This is a genomic window from Phocaeicola intestinalis, assembly GCF_014837065.1.
Taxonomy (GTDB): domain Bacteria; phylum Bacteroidota; class Bacteroidia; order Bacteroidales; family Bacteroidaceae; genus Phocaeicola; species Phocaeicola intestinalis.
Genome location: NZ_JACSPP010000013.1, coordinates 60,886 through 78,433, shown reverse-complemented (window position 1 = coordinate 78,433; position 17,548 = coordinate 60,886). Strand labels below are relative to the sequence as shown.

Sequence of the window (17,548 nt, the reverse complement as noted above, 5' to 3'; positions counted from 1 at the left end):
GTCTTCAGGGCGTATGCGATACGCCCCTACATGGGATGTTTGCGGATATTCAATTAAAATAATCTGCGTGAATCTGCGTTTCTGAAATAACTCCCTCTAACTCCTATTCCAGCTTATGAACAACAAGCCCCGAACGCAACTTAGGCTCGAACCAGGTGGTTTTGGGCGGCATAATGTTGCCCGTATCGGCAATGTCCATCAACTGCTTCATCGATACCGGATACAACGCCAGCGCCATTTGCATCTCGCCGCTATCCACCCGCTTCTTCAGCTCTCCCAATCCACGGATGCCGCCTACGAAATCAATGCGCTTGTCCGAGCGCAAATCCTTGATGCCTAATATCTCATCCAGAATCAATCTGGAAGAAATCGTCACATCCAGCACGCCTATCGGGTCAGTATCATCATACGTATCCGGCTTCGCGGTCAGGCTATACCATTTGCCCCCTACATAAAGCGAAAAGTTGTGCAAAGCCTGCGGCTTATAGATTTCCGCCCCCTTCTCCTCCACCTCAAAATGCTTTCTCAAGGCTTCGATGAAAGCTTGTGGAGTCAATCCGTTCAAATCCTTCACAACCCGGTTATAGTCAATAATGGTCAACTGATTGGCGGGGAAACATACTGCCATGAAGTAATTGTATTCTTCATCCCCTTTGTGGTTCGGATTCTGCCGGGCTTTCTCCGCCCCCACCAGTGCAGCCGCCGCACTCCGGTGATGCCCGTCGGCAATATACATGGCAGGAATCTTTTCAAATGCACGCGTGATGGCTTCGATGTCCTCCTCCGCGTCTATTACCCAAAATGTGTGGCCGAATCCGTCTCCCGGCGCGATGAAATCGTATTCAGGCTTCCGTTCCACATATTTCTTCACAATCGCATCCAGTTCCGCGTTTTCCGGATAAGCGAAGAAAACCGGTTCGATATTCGCATTATTCACCCGTACATGCTTCATGCGGTCTTCTTCCTTATCGCGGCGGGTCAGTTCGTGCTTCTTGATGTTCCCGTTCATGTAGTCGGGCACGTACGCACCTACCACCAATCCATATTGGGTCTTCCCGTCCATCGTCTGGGCATAGACGTAATAGCACGCCTTTTCATCCTGCACCAGCCAGCCTTTCTCTTGGAACATCCGGAAATTCTCTGCCGCTTTTTCATATACGCGCGGGTCATGCTCATCCGTTCCTTCGGGAAAGTCTATCTCAGGCTTGATAATGTGATACAGCGATTTCTCATTGCCCGCGGCTTCTGCCCGCGCCTCTTCCGAATTAAGCACGTCATAGGGGCGCGAAGCCACTTCCTCCACCAACTCTTTCGGCGGACGTATGCCTTTAAAGGGTCTTATCTTTACCATAGTATTCAGTTGATAATTAATAATTAATAACTAATAATTAACAATTATATCATACGCGGTATGGATTTTGCTACGCCGGATTTGTAATCCGAAAGAACAAAACAATCACAGTGCCGCATAGTCAATTATTAACTATTAATTATTAATTGTTAATTGATAGTTACTTATTCACCCGGAACTTCTCACATCCGTCTTTCAAAAAGCCGACAATCTGTTTTGCGGCTGCTATGCCCGCGTTGATATTGGCTTCGGCGGTCTGTGCGCCCATCTTCTTCGGAGTAGAGAAATAACGTCCGGGGAATTGCTCGGCAAATTCGGCATGATGGACCGGCATGATATCCGTCACATACTTCAAGTCAGGACGATCGTTCATCAAGCGAAGCAAGTCTGCCTCGTTAATGACTTCCTTACGTGCCGTATTCACCAGCAGCCCGTTCTTCGGCATACGGTTCACCAAATCATAATTGATGGAATTCTTCGTTTCAGCAGTAGCCGGGATGTGAAGCGAAACCACGTTACAGGTTTCGTACAAGGCTTCGGCGGAATCTACCGGAACGATTCCGTCACCCTCCATCACTTCTTTGGGACAATAAGCGTCGTAAGCATAAATCTCCATGCCGATACCCTTAGCGATACGGGCGACATTGCGTCCCACATTTCCGTAGGCATGAATACCCAGTTTCTTGCCTTTCAACTCCGTACCGGATTTGCCGTCATAAAAATTGCGGACAGCCATTATCATCATTCCGAAAGCCAGCTCTGCCACCGCATTCGAGTTCTGCCCCGGCGTGTTCATTACGCATACGCCATGAGCCGTAGCCGCTTCAAGGTCTACATTGTCATATCCCGCTCCAGCACGTACTACAATCTTCAGTTCTTTAGCAGCATCCAACACTTCATTGTCTATCACGTCGCTCCGGATAATCAAAGCATTTGCGTCTTTCACCGCATCCAGCAATTGCGCCTTATCGGTATATTTCTCCAACAGGGCCAATTCGTAACCAGCTCCTTCTATTTCTTTACGGATACCGTCTACCGCTACCTTAGCAAACGGTTTCTCTGTTGCAACCAATATTTTCATAGAAATCCAATGTTAAATTAATAAATTAGAGGGAGTTAAAAGAAGTTAGAGGGAGTTAGATGCCAATACCTTTTACAATTTTCAGAGGCAAGAGTATTGACCTTTAACTCCTTGAACGAAGTGATAACTCCTGTGAAACATAACTACCTTTAACTCCCGTGAAACATAACTGAGCAAATCAATGCATCTTCTCGAACTCCTGCATGCAGTCAATCAATGCCTGTACGCTTTCCACAGGCAGTGCATTGTAGCATGAAGCACGGAATCCTCCGACCGAACGGTGACCCTTAATGCCTACCATACCTTTTTCGGTGGCAAACTTCAAGAAATCAGCTTCCAGTTCTTTATATTCGTCAGCCATCACAAAACAAATGTTCATATACGAACGGTCTTCGGGAGCCGTCACCGTACCACGGAACAACTTGTTGCGGTCAATCTCGGCATACAGCATGTCCGAACGCAACTTGGCACGGCGCTGCATTTCCTCTACCCCGCCTTGCGCCTTCAGCCAACGCAAGGTCTGCAAAGCCGCATAAATAGGCACTACAGGAGGTGTATTGAACATAGAGCCCTTCTCGATATGGGTCTGGTAATTCAGCATGGTCGGAATGTGACGCGAAACTTTCCCTACCGCATCATTCTTCACGATAACAAAAGTCACGCCTGCAGGAGCCAGGTTCTTTTGCGCGCCGCCATAAATACAGATATACTTCGATACGTCAATCGGACGTGAAAAGATATCAGACGACATATCTGCCACCAACGGCACGTTCACTTCCGGATCGGCATGCAACTCTGTACCATAGATGGTATTGTTAGTCGTGATGTGAAAATAGTCTACGTCAGCAGGTACATCATACCCTTTCGGAATAAAAGTGTAGTTGGCATCTGCCGAAGAAGCCACCTCAATCACCTCACCGAAAGCCTTAGCCTCCTTCATCGCCTTCTTTGCCCAAGTACCTGTATTGAGATAAGCGGCTTTCTTTTCCAAGAAATTGTAGGGTACCATGCAGAACTCCAAGCTCGCACCACCCCCTAGGAACAATACCGAATAGCCGTCAGGGATATTCAAAAGTTCTTTAAACAATGCCACAGCTCCGTCCACCACCGGTTGGAAGTCTTTAGCGCGGTGACTGATTTCCATCAACGAAAGCCCTGAACCGTTAAAGTCCAGAATTGCCTGAGCTGTTTTCTCGATTACTTCGCGAGGCAAAATAGAAGGTCCCGCATTAAAATTATGTTTTTTCATTTGGCAGTTTGTTTAGGTTAGACAATATCATTAAATTCTTTTGTTGCGAATATAGTGATAATTTTTAGACTCCCAAAAGATTTCCTTATATTTTTATGCCGGGACCACCTTTTTTCTTACAAAATAAGAACTGAATCGTGATTTTGATTACATATTGACACATCTCAATCCCCCTATGATTTACATCCGTCCTGCAATCATAGCATTTTGTACGTAACTGAGAAGTTCACTGAGATATTTCTGACACAAAGTTATTATTTTGCCAATTCTATCAAAGCTTTTACCCCTTTTATCTTTTCATTTTGTATAAGATTTAATGTTTGTTTGCATTTATTGCGTGCAATGGCAGCGTAGGCATGACGTTCCTTCACGTCCACCTTGCCGATGTCATCACGCCCAAGGTTAGCCTTCTTCGACAAAAAGCCCACAATATCCACCTTGTTGACCTTGTCCTTTTTCCCTTTCCCGATATACAAGGTCACGAAGCGAGGCAGCGCAGGTTCGGGCAATCGTTGAGGGAATTCAAACATTTCCATCTCCCCGTCCAAGTATCCGGGCAACTGCTCCTCACTATAAAGGATGACATAAGCATTACCTTCAGCTTCCCAACGTGCTGTGCGTCCGTTGCGGTGCACAAAACCGTCAGCGGAAACAGGCAGATGATAATGCACCACATTACGGATTTCGGGAATGTCAAGCCCACGTGCCGCCAGATCGGTCGACACCAATACCGGACAACTACCGTTACGGAACTTATAAAGCGCCCGCTCACGCTCTTCCTGTTCCATTCCTCCGTGATACACCTCGGCATACACCTTCATTCCACGCAGGTACGTCCCTATTCGCTCCGCACTCTCACGATGGTTGCAAAACACCAGCGTTGACTCATCACCCAAGCAACAGAGCAGCTTGTACAATGTCTCCAGCTTATCTTTCACAGGCGACTCCACCTTATATATATGCAGGCGCGAACCTATACCAGCATGTAGGAAATCCAACTTATGCATACGGTTCATTCCAGCAAAGCGGGGAATTTCCTCGGCATCCGTAGCTGATAACAAAAGGCGCCGCTCCACGCATGGCAACTGCCCGAGCACAGAAGCCATCTCTTCCTGGAAGCCAAACTCCAAACACTTGTCGAACTCATCGATAACCAGCATCCGTACCGTTGAGGCATCAAAGTTCGCCTTCTGTAAATGGTCATTCATGCGTCCCGGCGTACCGATGATAACTGAAGGCAACAAGCTGTTCATCGTCCGGTGTTCGTCCATCGCCGGACGGCCACCATAACAGCTCATCACCTTGAAAGGAGTACCCATCTGCCTAAACACCTGCTCAATTTGCAAGGCCAATTCACGCGAAGGTACCAGCACTACTGCCTGCACTCCCTTCACACCGGATTTAAGAAAAGAAACCAACGGCAACAAATAGGCCAGCGTCTTACCTGAGCCTGTCGGCGAAAGCAAGACCAAATCGCCTCCTTCACCGAAAGCCTGTAGGGATGCACGCTGCATCTCATTCAACACCTTTATACCCATCCGTTCCAGTATTTCATCCATATTTTTTATCATTATATTACCCAAGTATTATATTACGACATTTTTACGATTCAAATAATAACCACAAAAGATTCAGGCACTGTTTTTAAGATAAATGCATCAAAAGTATACATTCAGAGTAAAAGATGTTCAAAAATATATACTGCATCGGCAGAGACAGTGCCCGTTCAACCAGGCATTCTTTCAGAAATATTACTACATAAAAATACCTTGATGGCCATTTGTTTAGCCACCAAGGATCTTTTAAGAGCGGTAAGCGGGACTCGAACCCGTGACCCTCAGCTTGGGAAGCTGATGCTCTACCAACTGAGCTACTACCGCATTACCTTTATTTCGGGTGCAAAAATAGAATTTTATTGTGAAATAGCCAAACGAAATCACATCAAATATTTATTTTTTAATCAAAATATGCAATATACGCAATTACCCCCAATAACAGGCACTTTCCAGATGAAGATATCTTACTTTGCCGTTCCAATTATCTTCGTAAGCTGTCGCAATTAACTGGAATGGCTTATGAAGTATATCATCTTTTTGAAAGCATATTAATTAAACGGATCGGACATTCACATTTAGAGCGTTTAAATTTTCCAATAAAGTAATATTCTATCAGGTTCTTTTGCGTTTGTTTCCGGTCTGTTTCCCCGATTTTATTCGTCAGATAGCCCGCTATCCTCCTTATAAAATCAGAAAAACATCCTCGAAAACAATTCGCAAAATTAACCTGAGCAAAATTTAAACGACAGGCTCTTACCTCCAATATACAAAAAATGCTCTAATCATCCGACATTTCACCACATATAAACCATCCAAACAAAATAATACCTTGCCCTATCAATATCACCAAAACAGCAATGGAAATATAGCTAGTTCAAGGTATTATTCCAATAAAATGGCAAACCAGTTCTTCCTTCAACCTGTTTCCCTACAAGAGGAAGATTATTCCTGCATACTTACACGATAGATAACAAAAGTCTGTGCACCTACTTCAGACTGCAAAGTCTTACCATCAACAGTAACTTTACTTTCTTTCGGAGTAATCAGATTGGGATTATCCAACGAATTTTCTTCATCCGGATTATCCGAGTGGAACAGGATACAATCGGCTTGCGTAGCAAGTTTTTTCTTTTTCAAGCCATCAAATTCTACCGTTACAGATTGAGCCTTATCGGATACGTTGACAATCTTAACGATATAGCTTTTTGTAGGTTCATCCCACACAGCGCTGGCAAACAAACCATTTTGATCTGGCTGACCGCTTACAGCCTTGCCATCCATCAACAAAGGCACAACCTGTGTACCTTTATTGTGTCCATAAAGGTATTGCACATACCAGCTGCATGAACGTACACTACGCAAATTGTCAAACCAAATCAAGTCCGGACGCCATTGCCAGCCTTTCACATGCGCCAATAAAGGAGCATAAGTAGCCATATACACTACATCAGCATTACGTTCCACTCCTGTCAGGAAAGCAGCTTCAAGCAATGATGCATAAAAATGATTCCATTTCTTTCCTTTTCCGTGGCAAGCATATTCTCCTGCAAACACCTTCGGTCCTTTACGGTCATAATTATCATAACGATTGCCCGACTTCAAGAACCAATCTTCGGGGCGATAAAAATGTTCGTCGACCAAATCCACTTTCAACTTTTTCATCTCAGGCCACAAATAATCAAAGTCCTTACCCTCCGAATTCGGACCAGATGAACCGATAATCTGAATATCGGGATAAGCTTTGCGGATAGCATCGACAAAATATTTCAGACGTTCGGGATACTCCGGTCCCCACTGCTCGTTTCCTACTCCAATAAATTTCATATTAAAAGGAGCGGGATGTCCCATTTCGGCACGAAGTTTACCCCACTTTGTTGTTTCATCACCATTGGCAAACTCAATAAGGTCAAGTGCGTCCTGAATATAGCTTTGCAGGCTGTCCACTGGGACATGCGCTTTAGGATCATCGTTTTGATACTGGCATGCCAGACCTACATTAACAATCGGAAGAGGCTCAGCGCCCATATCTTCAGCCAACAAGAAAAGTTCGTAAAATCCCATACCATATGTCTGGTGATAATCAGGATAATAACGATGAGGGAAAGTATATTCCCATCGGTTCGAGTTCAACGGACGGTTCTCTACAGGACCTACTGAGTTTTTCCATTGATAACGGTCATTGATATGCGTACCTTCTACGATACATCCACCAGGGAAACGGAATACACCTGGTTTGGTATCAACCAAGGCCTGTACAAGATCTTTACGCAAACCATTTTCACGCCCTTTCCATGTATCGACGGGGAAAAGTGAAATATGCTCCAAGTCAACATTGCCTGCAGAAGCCAGGAAGATACGCAGCTGTGCCGCATCAATGGTTTGTGGAGCAGTAAGCACCAATTCATATTTTTTCCAATCAGCCGAGTTCAAGGCTACGTCTCCCGAAGTCAACACCTGAGTTTCCCCCATCGAATACGGATCAATGAGTTCCACCCGGATCTTCTGCCCGTTTCCTCTGGCCCACACAGTAAAGCGGTATTGAGCATTTTCTTTCAATCCAATGCCGAAAAAGCCTTCATTGACTACCCCTGTACGCTTATGCGGATGTCCCGGATCTGCAAGACGAATGTAATGTGGATTACGGTCGAAAGGTCCATCCTCCAAGACCGTAACATTACCGAATGTTTTCCAGCCTTGCAGACGATTGGGAAATTCAAATGAACGGTTCATGACCAATTCGGCATACAATCCTCCATCTGCACCATAATTAATATCCTCAAAAAAATGTCCATACATGGTGGGTTGGATTTCGGCACCTGGCTTGTTTGCCTTTACCACCATGTGGTTGACTTCCTGTGCCGCCAGCCCCGTACAGCAACAAGTCGCCAAGGCCAAACTGAAAATTGTTGATTTATTCATAAATTATCATTTGATTTCGAGTGTAACAATAGACATAGCAGGCAATTTTACCAACAAACCGCCCTTTTGCAACTTAACATCCTTGAAATCCTTCACAGTAACGGCATCCGGATTTTCAAACGTATTATACGTATCAATCTTATCTGCAGCCAGGATACGTCCCGTAACCTGTTTCCCCTCGAAACCTTCCAGGTTAACGGTTACCTCAGCCGATTCTTCAAGGTCGATATTAGACAACGACAAGTGAATACGTCCTTCCTTGTCACGCGAAGCACTTGTACTAATCATAGGTACCACACGATTATCACGCACATTCTTATAGGTACATTGCAGGTCTGATGGCAAGAACGTAGCATCTTGATGTACATTATACATTTCGAATACATGATAAGTCGGCGTCAGGACCATTTTGTCCTCTTTCGTCAAAATCATCGATTGCAGCACATTAGCGATCTGGGCTATGTTGGTCATCTTCACACGGTCGGTATATTTATGGAAGATATCCAATGTAAGTGAAGCTACAAACGCATCACGCATCGTGTTCTGCTGATACAGATGGCCGGGAATTGTACCGGGTTCTTCATCCCACCAAGTACCCCATTCATCGACGATAAGAGCAATTTGTTTCTTCGGATCATATTTATCCATAATAGCCATGTGACGCTTCAACACATCCTCAATTTCACGGCATTTACCCATCGTCCAATAGTAATCATCGGTTGTAAACTTAGTAGCAGAACCTTTACTTCCAGTCCATCCAGGTACTGTATAATAATGCAAAGATACACCATCCATACGATGACCGACATTCTGCATCAACACTTCTGTCCAATTATAATCGTAATCGCTGGCACCGCTGGCAATCTTAAACAATTTATTTCCATTGTAGTTACGACAATATGTAGAATAACGACGATACAAATCGGCATAATATTCCGGACGCATACTGCCTCCACAACCCCAACTTTCATTACCTACACCAAAGTATTTTACTTTCCAAGGTTTTTCACGTCCATTCTGCAAACGCAACTTTGCCATGGGGCTTCCCTGCTCAGATGTCATATATTCCACCCACTTTGCCATTTCTTCTACTGTTCCGCTTCCCACATTGCCGCTGATATAAGGCTCGCAACCCAAAAGCTCGCACAAGTTAAGAAATTCGTGAGTACCAAAACTATTATCTTCTACAGTCCCTCCCCAGTTATTGTTCACCATTTTCGGGCGGTTTTCTTTGGGTCCAATGCCATCCATCCAATGATATTCATCGGCAAAGCATCCGCCTGGCCAACGCAATACAGGTACTTTCAATTTTTTCAACGCTTCAAGTACATCATTACGGTATCCGTTTGTATTAGGAATAGGAGAATCCTCACCTACCCACAAGCCCCCATAAATACAGGTACCCAAATGCTCGGCGAATTGTCCGTATATTTCTTTCGGAATGATTTGTTCAGCCTTTTCTGTGTGAACGGTTACAGTCGCGTGTTGTTGTGCGGATACAGCAAGGCTGACGCCCAGCATCAAGCCACTAAGAATCAGTTTGTTTTTCATTTTTTCTTCTTTAATTAATCATTAATCGGCTCATTCACTAACCTTATATTTTACAGCTGCTTCTTCGATAGGTAAACCAGCTTTATAAGTTTCAATGTATGCATTGAATCCTGCTACATCTTTCAGGTCCGGTTTAATTTCCACACCTGTGTTCCCAGCAAATACTTGTTCATCAAGGAAATCGGCAAGCGACAATTTTTGTGGATTGTTCACCAAATAAGACCCTAACAAAGCAATACCCCAGGCACCGCCTTCACCGGCCGTTTCCATAACAGATATAGGCGAATTGAGTGCTGCCGCCAAAATGCGCTGTCCTACCCCTTTTGTCTTGAACAATCCTCCGTGACCTGTAATACGGTCTACTTTGATTTTCTCTTCGTTGAACAAAATATCATTACCTATTTTCAGCACAGCCACAGATGCATACAGGTTGGCACGCATAAAGTTGGCAAGGTTGAATTTATCATTGGCAGAACGTACAACCAAAGGTCTTCCTTCAGCAAGTCTGGTTACCGGTTCACCCGAAATGTAATTGTAAGAAATCAGTCCACCACAATCAGCATCTCCTTCAAGAGCATGATTATACAGTTTTCCGAAAACCTCATTCATATCTACGGGTACCCCCAGTAGTTCTTGATATTCTTTAAACAAATTAACCCAGGCATTAAGGTCGGAAGTACAATTATTACAATGTACCATGGCAACCAGACTGCCGTCAGGCGTAGTCACCATATCAATCATTTCATACGGTTTCGACAAGTCTTTCTCCAGTACAATCATAGAAAACGAAGAAGTACCTGCCGATACATTACCTGTACGCTGCTTCACAGCATTGGTAGCCACCATACCTGTTCCTGCATCTCCTTCGGGAGGACACAAAGGTATGCCTGCTTTCAAACGGCCGGACCCATCAAGTTTTTTAGCACCCTCAGGTGTCAGGAAACCTGCATTCTCACCGGCTTGCAACACCTTAGGCAAAATATCGGTCAATTTCCAAGAAAAGCCTTTCGGTGCAACCATTTTATCGAATTTCTCCACCATCTCTGCCGAATAATTCTTTGTAGCAGGGTCAATGGGAAGCACACCCGAAGCATCGCCGATGCCCAATACCTTTTTCCCACTCAACTGCCAGTGCACATATCCAGCCAAAGTTGTCAGATAAGCAATATCTTTTACATGTGATTCACCGTTCAGAATAGCCTGATACAAATGAGAGATGCTCCAGCGCAACGGAATATTGTAAACAAATGCTTCCGAAAGAGCTGCTGCAGCTATGCCTGTATTGGTATTGCGCCACGTACGGAACGGAACGAGAATCTCCTCTTTATCATTGAAAGCCATATAACCGTGCATCATGGCACTAACGCCAATAGCCGCCAAAGTTTCTATATCCGTATCGTACTGTTTCTTTACATCAGCACATAGATCGGCATAACAATCCCGAAGTCCGTTCCAAATGGCATCAATGCTATAAGTCCACAGTCCATCTACCAATTGGTTTTCCCAAACATGACTTCCCTGAGCTATAGGTTTGTTTTCGGGGTCGATCAATACTGCTTTAATACGAGTCGAACCCAATTCGATACCCAAAATAGCCTTTCCTGATTCGATAATTGATTTTGTGTCTGTATTCATGATATGATTATATGATTATATGATTATAATAAATAATAAAAATAAAACACAGAGACACAAAGGCACAGAGAATCTATTTACGAATAAAACCTCAGTGCTCCGTGTCTCTGTGTTCCGATCAACTATTAGCAAAGAGCTTTATTCAGCATATAATAAACTTCGTTCATACGAAGTTCTTTCTTGAAATCGCTGAGATTGGTGTCCTTATTAATATGTACCATTTCAATACCCGCAATTTCGGCATAATCTTCCCAGTATTCTGCAGTCAAATCGTATGAGAAGCAAGAATGGTGAGTTCCACCAGCCAAAATCCATGCACCTGCACCTACTTCAAAATTAGGCTGCGGAATCCACAATGCAGAAGCTACCGGCAATTTAGGCAGCGGTTTCGGTTCAATACATTCTACATCGTTTACAATCAAACGGAAACGATTACCCATATCCACCACTGTTGCTGTACATCCAGTACCCGTCTTTGAAGTGAATACCAAACGGGCAGTCTGGCTCTTACGGACACCGATACCCAGGAAATGTACTTCCAGACGTGGCTTTTGAGCTGCAATCAACGGACAAACTTCCAACATGTGTGCCTGCAGGATAGCACTTCTTTCACCATTGAAGTTCAACGTATAGTCTTCCAAGAACGAACATCCGTTGGGCAGACCTTGATTCATCACCCATACCGTACGGTACAAGGCTGCTGATTTCCAGTCACCTTCAGCACCGAAGCCATAACCTTCTGCCATCAGACGCTGAGATGCAAGTCCCGGAATCTGGTCGAAATGACTTCCGTCTGTCTGACCCAAATCATCAAAGTTAGTAGTGAAGCCTTTCGCACCTTTTGCCTTCAAAATAGCACGCAAGGCAAGTTCCGCTTTAGCCGAATTCCATACCTTTCCATAGGCTTCCGTTCGTTGATCTTCCAGTTCTTTATCATGGTCATACAGCTGGAAATACTCATCCACCAATGCTTTTACATCCTCGTCTTTCACCTGGCTGTGATATTCCATCAGTTCACTTACCGGACAATAGTCTACATGGTATCCCATCCGAACTTCAGCTTCTACCTTGTCGCCATCCGTTACGGCTACATTATTCATCTGGTCGCCAAAACGAATAATCAACATGTCCTGTGCATCTGCCCAAGCTGCACATACACGCATCCAAACGGAAATCTTACGTTGGGTTTCCGCATCTTTCCAATAACCAACTACTACTTTACGACGGATACGCATACGGCTGCAAATATGTCCGAACTCGCGGTCACCGTGTGCCGACTGGTTCAGATTCATAAAGTCCATATCCATGGTATCCCAAGGAATTTCTTCATTAAACTGAGTATGCAGGTGAAGCAACGGTTTCTTCAATTGTTGCAAGCCATGTATCCACATCTTTGCAGGTGAGAAAGTATGCATCCACGTGATAACACCGATACATTTCTCATCGTTATTGGCTGCTTTCATTACTGCTTCCACTTCTTTTGAAGAGTTAGCCGTACCTTTATATACTACTTTAACCGGAAGATTTCCACTGTTATTCAATCCAGCTACCATTTCATTACTGTGTGCGTCTACTGCGATAACAGCATCGCCTCCGTACAGAAGCTGAGCTCCTGTTACGAACCATACTTCAAATTGATCAAATGTGCTCATAGTTCTATGTATTTTAAAAAGTTAGTATGTTATTTCTTCTGTCCGTAGTAAGCATTCGGACCATGCTTGCGGCTGAAATGTTTCTCTACCAGCAGGGGGTTCATCGTCAGATGCGGATTGACGGCATATGCAATGCTTGCCATTTTTGCCACCTGCTCCATCACTACAGCATTATGAACTGCATCGTGAGCATCCTTACCCCACGCAAAAGGTCCGTGATTTTTCACTAATACACCCGGAGTATGAACCGGATTCATTCCTTCGAAACGTTTTACAATCACGTTTCCGGTTTCCAATTCATAATCGCCTTTCACCTCTTCTTCGGTCATATCCGCCGTACAAGGGATGGCTTCGTGAAAATAATCGGCATGTGTAGTCCCTATATTCGGAATGTCGCATCCGGCCTGTGCCCATGCAGTAGCATACGTAGAATGCGTATGCACCACCCCACCTATTTCCTTGAATGCCTTATAAAGAACCAGATGAGTCGGCGTATCGCTGGAAGGACGTAAATCACCTTCCACTACATTGCCATCCAAATCTACCACCACCATATCCGATGCTTTCATTACATCGTAAGCTACGCCACTGGGCTTAATCACTACCAGCCCTTTTTCGCGGTCGATAGCAGATACATTACCCCATGTAAAAATCACCAATCCATGTTTCACCAAATCAAGGTTTGCCTGAAACACTTTTTCTTTCAAATCTTCTAACATAAGTCTTATAGTTTGAATTTCGGGTCCCGCTGATAAGCCTTATCATTGAACTTGTACAGATAAGCCCCTCTTTTAGAACCTGTTTTATCTATTTTATCTGTTTTCTCGATATAACCCATATCCGCAATTCGCTTCCGGAAATTGCGTTTATCCATTGGTTCGCCATAAATAGCTTCATACAAGCTTTGCAATTGCGTAAGTGTAAAAAGCTCTGGAAGCAAATTGAAACCAATGGGAGCGGTAGAAGCCTTTTCCTTCATGGCCGTCCGGGCTTTTTCTACCATTTGGTTATGGTCGAAAATCAAATCAGGTATCTCATCAATATTTACCCAATACGCATTATGCCGTTGCACCAGCTCCCGGTCGTATTTATTCGTATTGATGAGTGCATAATAAGCAAGCGAGATAACCCGTTCACCCGGGTCTCTGTTTATCTTGCCAAAAGCTCCGATGTGTTCCATATAAACATCCTTCAATCCGGTCAGTTCGTACAGCACACGCTTTGCCGCATCATCCGCGCTTTCATTTTCCTGGACAAAACCGCCCATTAAAGACCACTGACCCTTTGCCGGCTCAAAATTACGCTGAAGCAACAACAAGCTCAATTGTTCTTTCTCAAAACCGAATATGATGCAATCAATACCGACGAAAAATTTCGGATTATTCTTGTAATATGTAGACACATCGTTCATAAAATCATTTTTCTATACCGAACTGGAATATACAATGGCTCTGATAAGTTTCACCCGGTTCCAGGATAACCGAAGGCCATTGCGGCTTATTAGGACTATCCGGATAATGTTGAGTCTCCAAACATACAGAAGCCCGTTGCGGATAAGCAATGCCTTTCTTACCTTTCACGGTTCCATCCAAGAAATTTCCTGTGTAAACCTGGATACCAGGCTCGTCGGTGTATACGGTCAGACTGATACCCGAAGTCGGGCTGGTCAGCTTGGCTGCTACCTGGCTGATATCGCCTTTAGTCTTCAGTACCCAGTTATGGTCGAATCCATTACCGAACTTCACTTGTTCGTTTTCAAAATCGGTTACAGACGGAGCGATAGGCTTCGGCGTATTGAAATCGAATGGAGTATCCTTTACAGCCATCATCTCGCCATTGGTCATATACGTGCTGTCGACAGGAGTAATGCTGTCCGCCGCAACATACAGAATCTGGTCGGTTCCAGGCTTGGAGGGGTCGCCATTCAGGTTAAAGTATGAATGGTTGGTCATATTGATTACCGTGGTCTTGTCGGTAGTAGCATCATACTTGATATCGATGGCATTATTGGCTGTCAATGCGTAAGTCACATGTGCAGTCACATTACCCGGGAAATTATTATCGCCATCTGCCGAGTTCATCGTCAAGACCAAAGTACTGTCGTTGGTCTGATTTGCTTCATACACCTGATATTGCCAACCGGTAGGTCCACCGTGCAGACAATGTCCGAAATTGTTTGTCGGCAATTGAATCAGAGTGCCGTCCACTTTCATCTGCCCCTTATTAATACGATTAGCATAACGCCCGATGGCTGCTCCGAAATCGCTCGGGATATTCTGGTAATCGGCAATGCTGTCGAAGCCCAACACCACATCTGTCATCGTGCCATTTTTGTCCGGCACCATCAGCGAGACAATACGTCCGCCAAAGTTTGTAATGCAGACTTCCATTCCGTTATGATTTGTCAACGTATAAAGTTTAACCGCTTTTGTCCCGTCTACAGTCGTTTCAAAATTGGCAGGATCCAATCCCGAAAGGGTCAATGCAGGTTTCTGTTCCTGCGTAGTGCAAGATGCCATCAAGGCAAGTGCCGCACTCATTCCTAAAAATGAATTCCGAATGTTTTTCATCGCTTATTATTTTTTATTTAAAACATCATTCATCTACTCTTTACCAAAAATACCAGTAGAAAGCTGCACAGCAGGCAACAACACCCAATGTGGCGATGACATCCCATTTATTCCAGCTCTCACGGATAGCCTTCTTGTAATCTTTGGTGAAGGTAATCGCTTCCACCTGTTCTTTGGACGGAGCGGGTGTAAAACAAGACACAACAACCATCAGAATGATAATGAATACAAGCAACCATACTTCAAACACCAGCCAGTTGGTCTGCCAGAACCAAGACGTGTATTCCCAGAAAGCTCCTTCCATCACCTTGGTGCCCGATTCGGTAACGACATTGGTGAACAAGCGCACCATACCAATCAAAAAGCCACCGATAAGTCCCCATTCGCCGGCTTTGGGAGTAATCTTCTTTGAGAAGATACCCAGCGAGAACACCGCCACCATTGCCGGAGCAATCAGTGACTGAATGTCTTGCAAGTAAGAGTACAGGTTACCCATGTTCATCATAATCGGCATCCAAGCCAATCCCAGAAGCACAACAACTACCGTTGCAAGACGGCCTACAAACACATAATGGCTCTCGCTCATGCCTTTCTTCATCGGCTTATAAAAGTCTTCGGTAAACAACGTAGCACAGCTATTGAAGAATGCTGCCAACGATGCAACGAGGGCACATACAAAACCAATGGTCACAATACCTTTGACCCCTGCCGGCAAGATATTTTTCACCATCATGGCAAATGCACCGTCAGTATCATGTGTGTTAGTGATATCCATCTCAATACCGCTTCCCGCCTTCATCGAGAGTGCGTATGCCACCATACCCGGAATCAAGAACATGAAGATAGGCAACAACTTGAAATAACCGGCTGCAATCGTACCGCGACGGGCACGTGCCATTACTACTGAATTGTCTTCGCCCTTAGTCTGCCCCAACACACGTTGTACAATGTGCTGGTCGGTACACCAATACCAGAAACCAATGATAGACGCACCGAGGAACACTACATAACCCGGGAATTTGGGATACATCGGATCTGCCGGATCTGTGTGGAACATGTGCGTAGTACCAAAGCCGTCGTGGGCAGCATTACATACAGCCATCATCTGCGACCAGCCTTCGGCAATGCTTCCATCTCCCAACAGATGCAGTCCTAAAAACAAGACAAGGAAAGAACCAATGATGAGGATAGGAGTCTGGATAGCCGACAAGGTCATCACACCTTTCATTCCACCGAAAACAGTAAATACCGCTGTAATAGCAATCAGCCCGATAGCACCGTACCAGAACGGGATATTCAATAAGTATTCGAAGAAAATACCTCCGGTGAATGCGGTTACAGAAACTTTTGTCAGCACGTATGCAATCAAAGTAATGATGGAAAGCCACGAACCGGTACGCTTCGTATAACGGAACTTCAGGAAGTCAGGCATCGTAATAATCTTGCCCAACTTATTGTTCAATAATTGATAGAAGGGGACGAACAGCCATCCGAGGATAAGAATCATCCAGCCCTGCATCTCCCAGTGTGCCATACCAACGCCGTCCTTGGCTCCTGTACCTGCCAGTCCGACCAGGTGTTCCGACCCGATATTGGCGGCAAAGATAGCCGCACCGATAATGTACCACGGCTCTCCTTTTCCGAAGAGGTAATCTTCACTGTTAGCCCCTTGTTGTTGCTTTTTGTCTTTTTGGATTGCACGGTACACCGCCCACGCAATCAGAATGACCCCGATGACGAGAACCGCCCAGTCGAGCCAAACAAATTCACTTGAATTCCAATTCATAATCACGTTTGTTTTTTTAATTTATGTTTCATGTTAATTAGATGTCCAAAAGGTCACGCAAGTTACAAGAACCGGCCATTATCAGTAAAGTGTATCATTTACACTAATTCGACTGCAATATTACAAATTCCTTACGAGTTATGTTCATAAATTTGTGTGTTACACAACATATTTGGACAAATTTCTGCCAAAACCTGT

Annotated in this window: 12 protein-coding genes and 1 tRNA gene; all 13 read right to left on the bottom strand. The window is 44.5% G+C overall.

Annotated elements, in window-relative coordinates; genetic code table 11:
• Nucleotides 1–103: 103 nt before the first annotated feature.
• On the bottom strand, nt 104–1,351 hold the full coding sequence (locus H9625_RS06320; RefSeq protein ID WP_013616293.1) for a DUF1015 domain-containing protein: 1,248 nt from the start codon (nt 1,349–1,351) through the stop codon (nt 104–106).
• 160 nt (nt 1,352–1,511) lie between these two features.
• Complete coding sequence (locus H9625_RS06315; RefSeq protein ID WP_013616292.1) at nt 1,512–2,432, bottom strand: NAD(P)-dependent oxidoreductase; 921 nt, start codon at nt 2,430–2,432, stop codon at nt 1,512–1,514.
• Nucleotides 2,433–2,610: 178 nt separating this feature from the next.
• A complete protein-coding gene (serC, locus tag H9625_RS06310) occupies nt 2,611–3,681 on the bottom strand; it encodes a 3-phosphoserine/phosphohydroxythreonine transaminase (RefSeq protein ID WP_191763467.1) in 1,071 nt (356 codons plus the stop codon).
• Between the two features lie 254 nt (nt 3,682–3,935).
• On the bottom strand, nt 3,936–5,240 hold the full coding sequence (locus H9625_RS06305; protein ID WP_022039084.1) for a DEAD/DEAH box helicase: 1,305 nt from the start codon (nt 5,238–5,240) through the stop codon (nt 3,936–3,938).
• A gap of 248 nt (nt 5,241–5,488) precedes the next feature.
• Nucleotides 5,489–5,561: transfer RNA gene (locus H9625_RS06300), tRNA-Gly, on the bottom strand.
• Nucleotides 5,562–6,179: 618 nt separating this feature from the next.
• On the bottom strand, nt 6,180–8,156 hold the full coding sequence (locus tag H9625_RS06295; RefSeq protein ID WP_087249324.1) for an alpha-L-arabinofuranosidase C-terminal domain-containing protein: 1,977 nt from the start codon (nt 8,154–8,156) through the stop codon (nt 6,180–6,182).
• Nucleotides 8,157–8,162: 6 nt separating this feature from the next.
• Entirely contained in the window at nt 8,163–9,707 is a 1,545-nt protein-coding gene (locus H9625_RS06290; RefSeq protein WP_087210875.1) for an alpha-N-arabinofuranosidase, read from the bottom strand.
• Nucleotides 9,708–9,737: 30 nt separating this feature from the next.
• Nucleotides 9,738–11,342, bottom strand: coding sequence for a xylulokinase (locus H9625_RS06285; protein ID WP_022041240.1), 1,605 nt, complete (start codon nt 11,340–11,342; stop codon nt 9,738–9,740).
• Between the two features lie 125 nt (nt 11,343–11,467).
• Nucleotides 11,468–12,994, bottom strand: a complete 1,527-nt coding sequence (gene araA / locus H9625_RS06280) for an L-arabinose isomerase (protein ID WP_191763465.1) — start codon at nt 12,992–12,994, stop codon at nt 11,468–11,470.
• A 29-nt stretch (nt 12,995–13,023) separates the two neighbouring features.
• Complete coding sequence (locus tag H9625_RS06275) at nt 13,024–13,713, bottom strand: L-ribulose-5-phosphate 4-epimerase (protein WP_022041238.1); 690 nt, start codon at nt 13,711–13,713, stop codon at nt 13,024–13,026.
• A gap of 5 nt (nt 13,714–13,718) precedes the next feature.
• Nucleotides 13,719–14,405: an NUDIX hydrolase gene (locus H9625_RS06270; RefSeq protein ID WP_225226302.1), complete on the bottom strand. Its 687-nt coding sequence runs from the start codon at nt 14,403–14,405 to the stop codon at nt 13,719–13,721.
• Nucleotides 14,406–14,409: 4 nt separating this feature from the next.
• Nucleotides 14,410–15,564: an aldose epimerase family protein gene (locus H9625_RS06265; RefSeq protein WP_022041236.1), complete on the bottom strand. Its 1,155-nt coding sequence runs from the start codon at nt 15,562–15,564 to the stop codon at nt 14,410–14,412.
• A 40-nt stretch (nt 15,565–15,604) separates the two neighbouring features.
• Nucleotides 15,605–17,350: a sodium:solute symporter gene (locus H9625_RS06260; protein WP_022041235.1), complete on the bottom strand. Its 1,746-nt coding sequence runs from the start codon at nt 17,348–17,350 to the stop codon at nt 15,605–15,607.
• Nucleotides 17,351–17,548 lie beyond the last annotated feature (198 nt).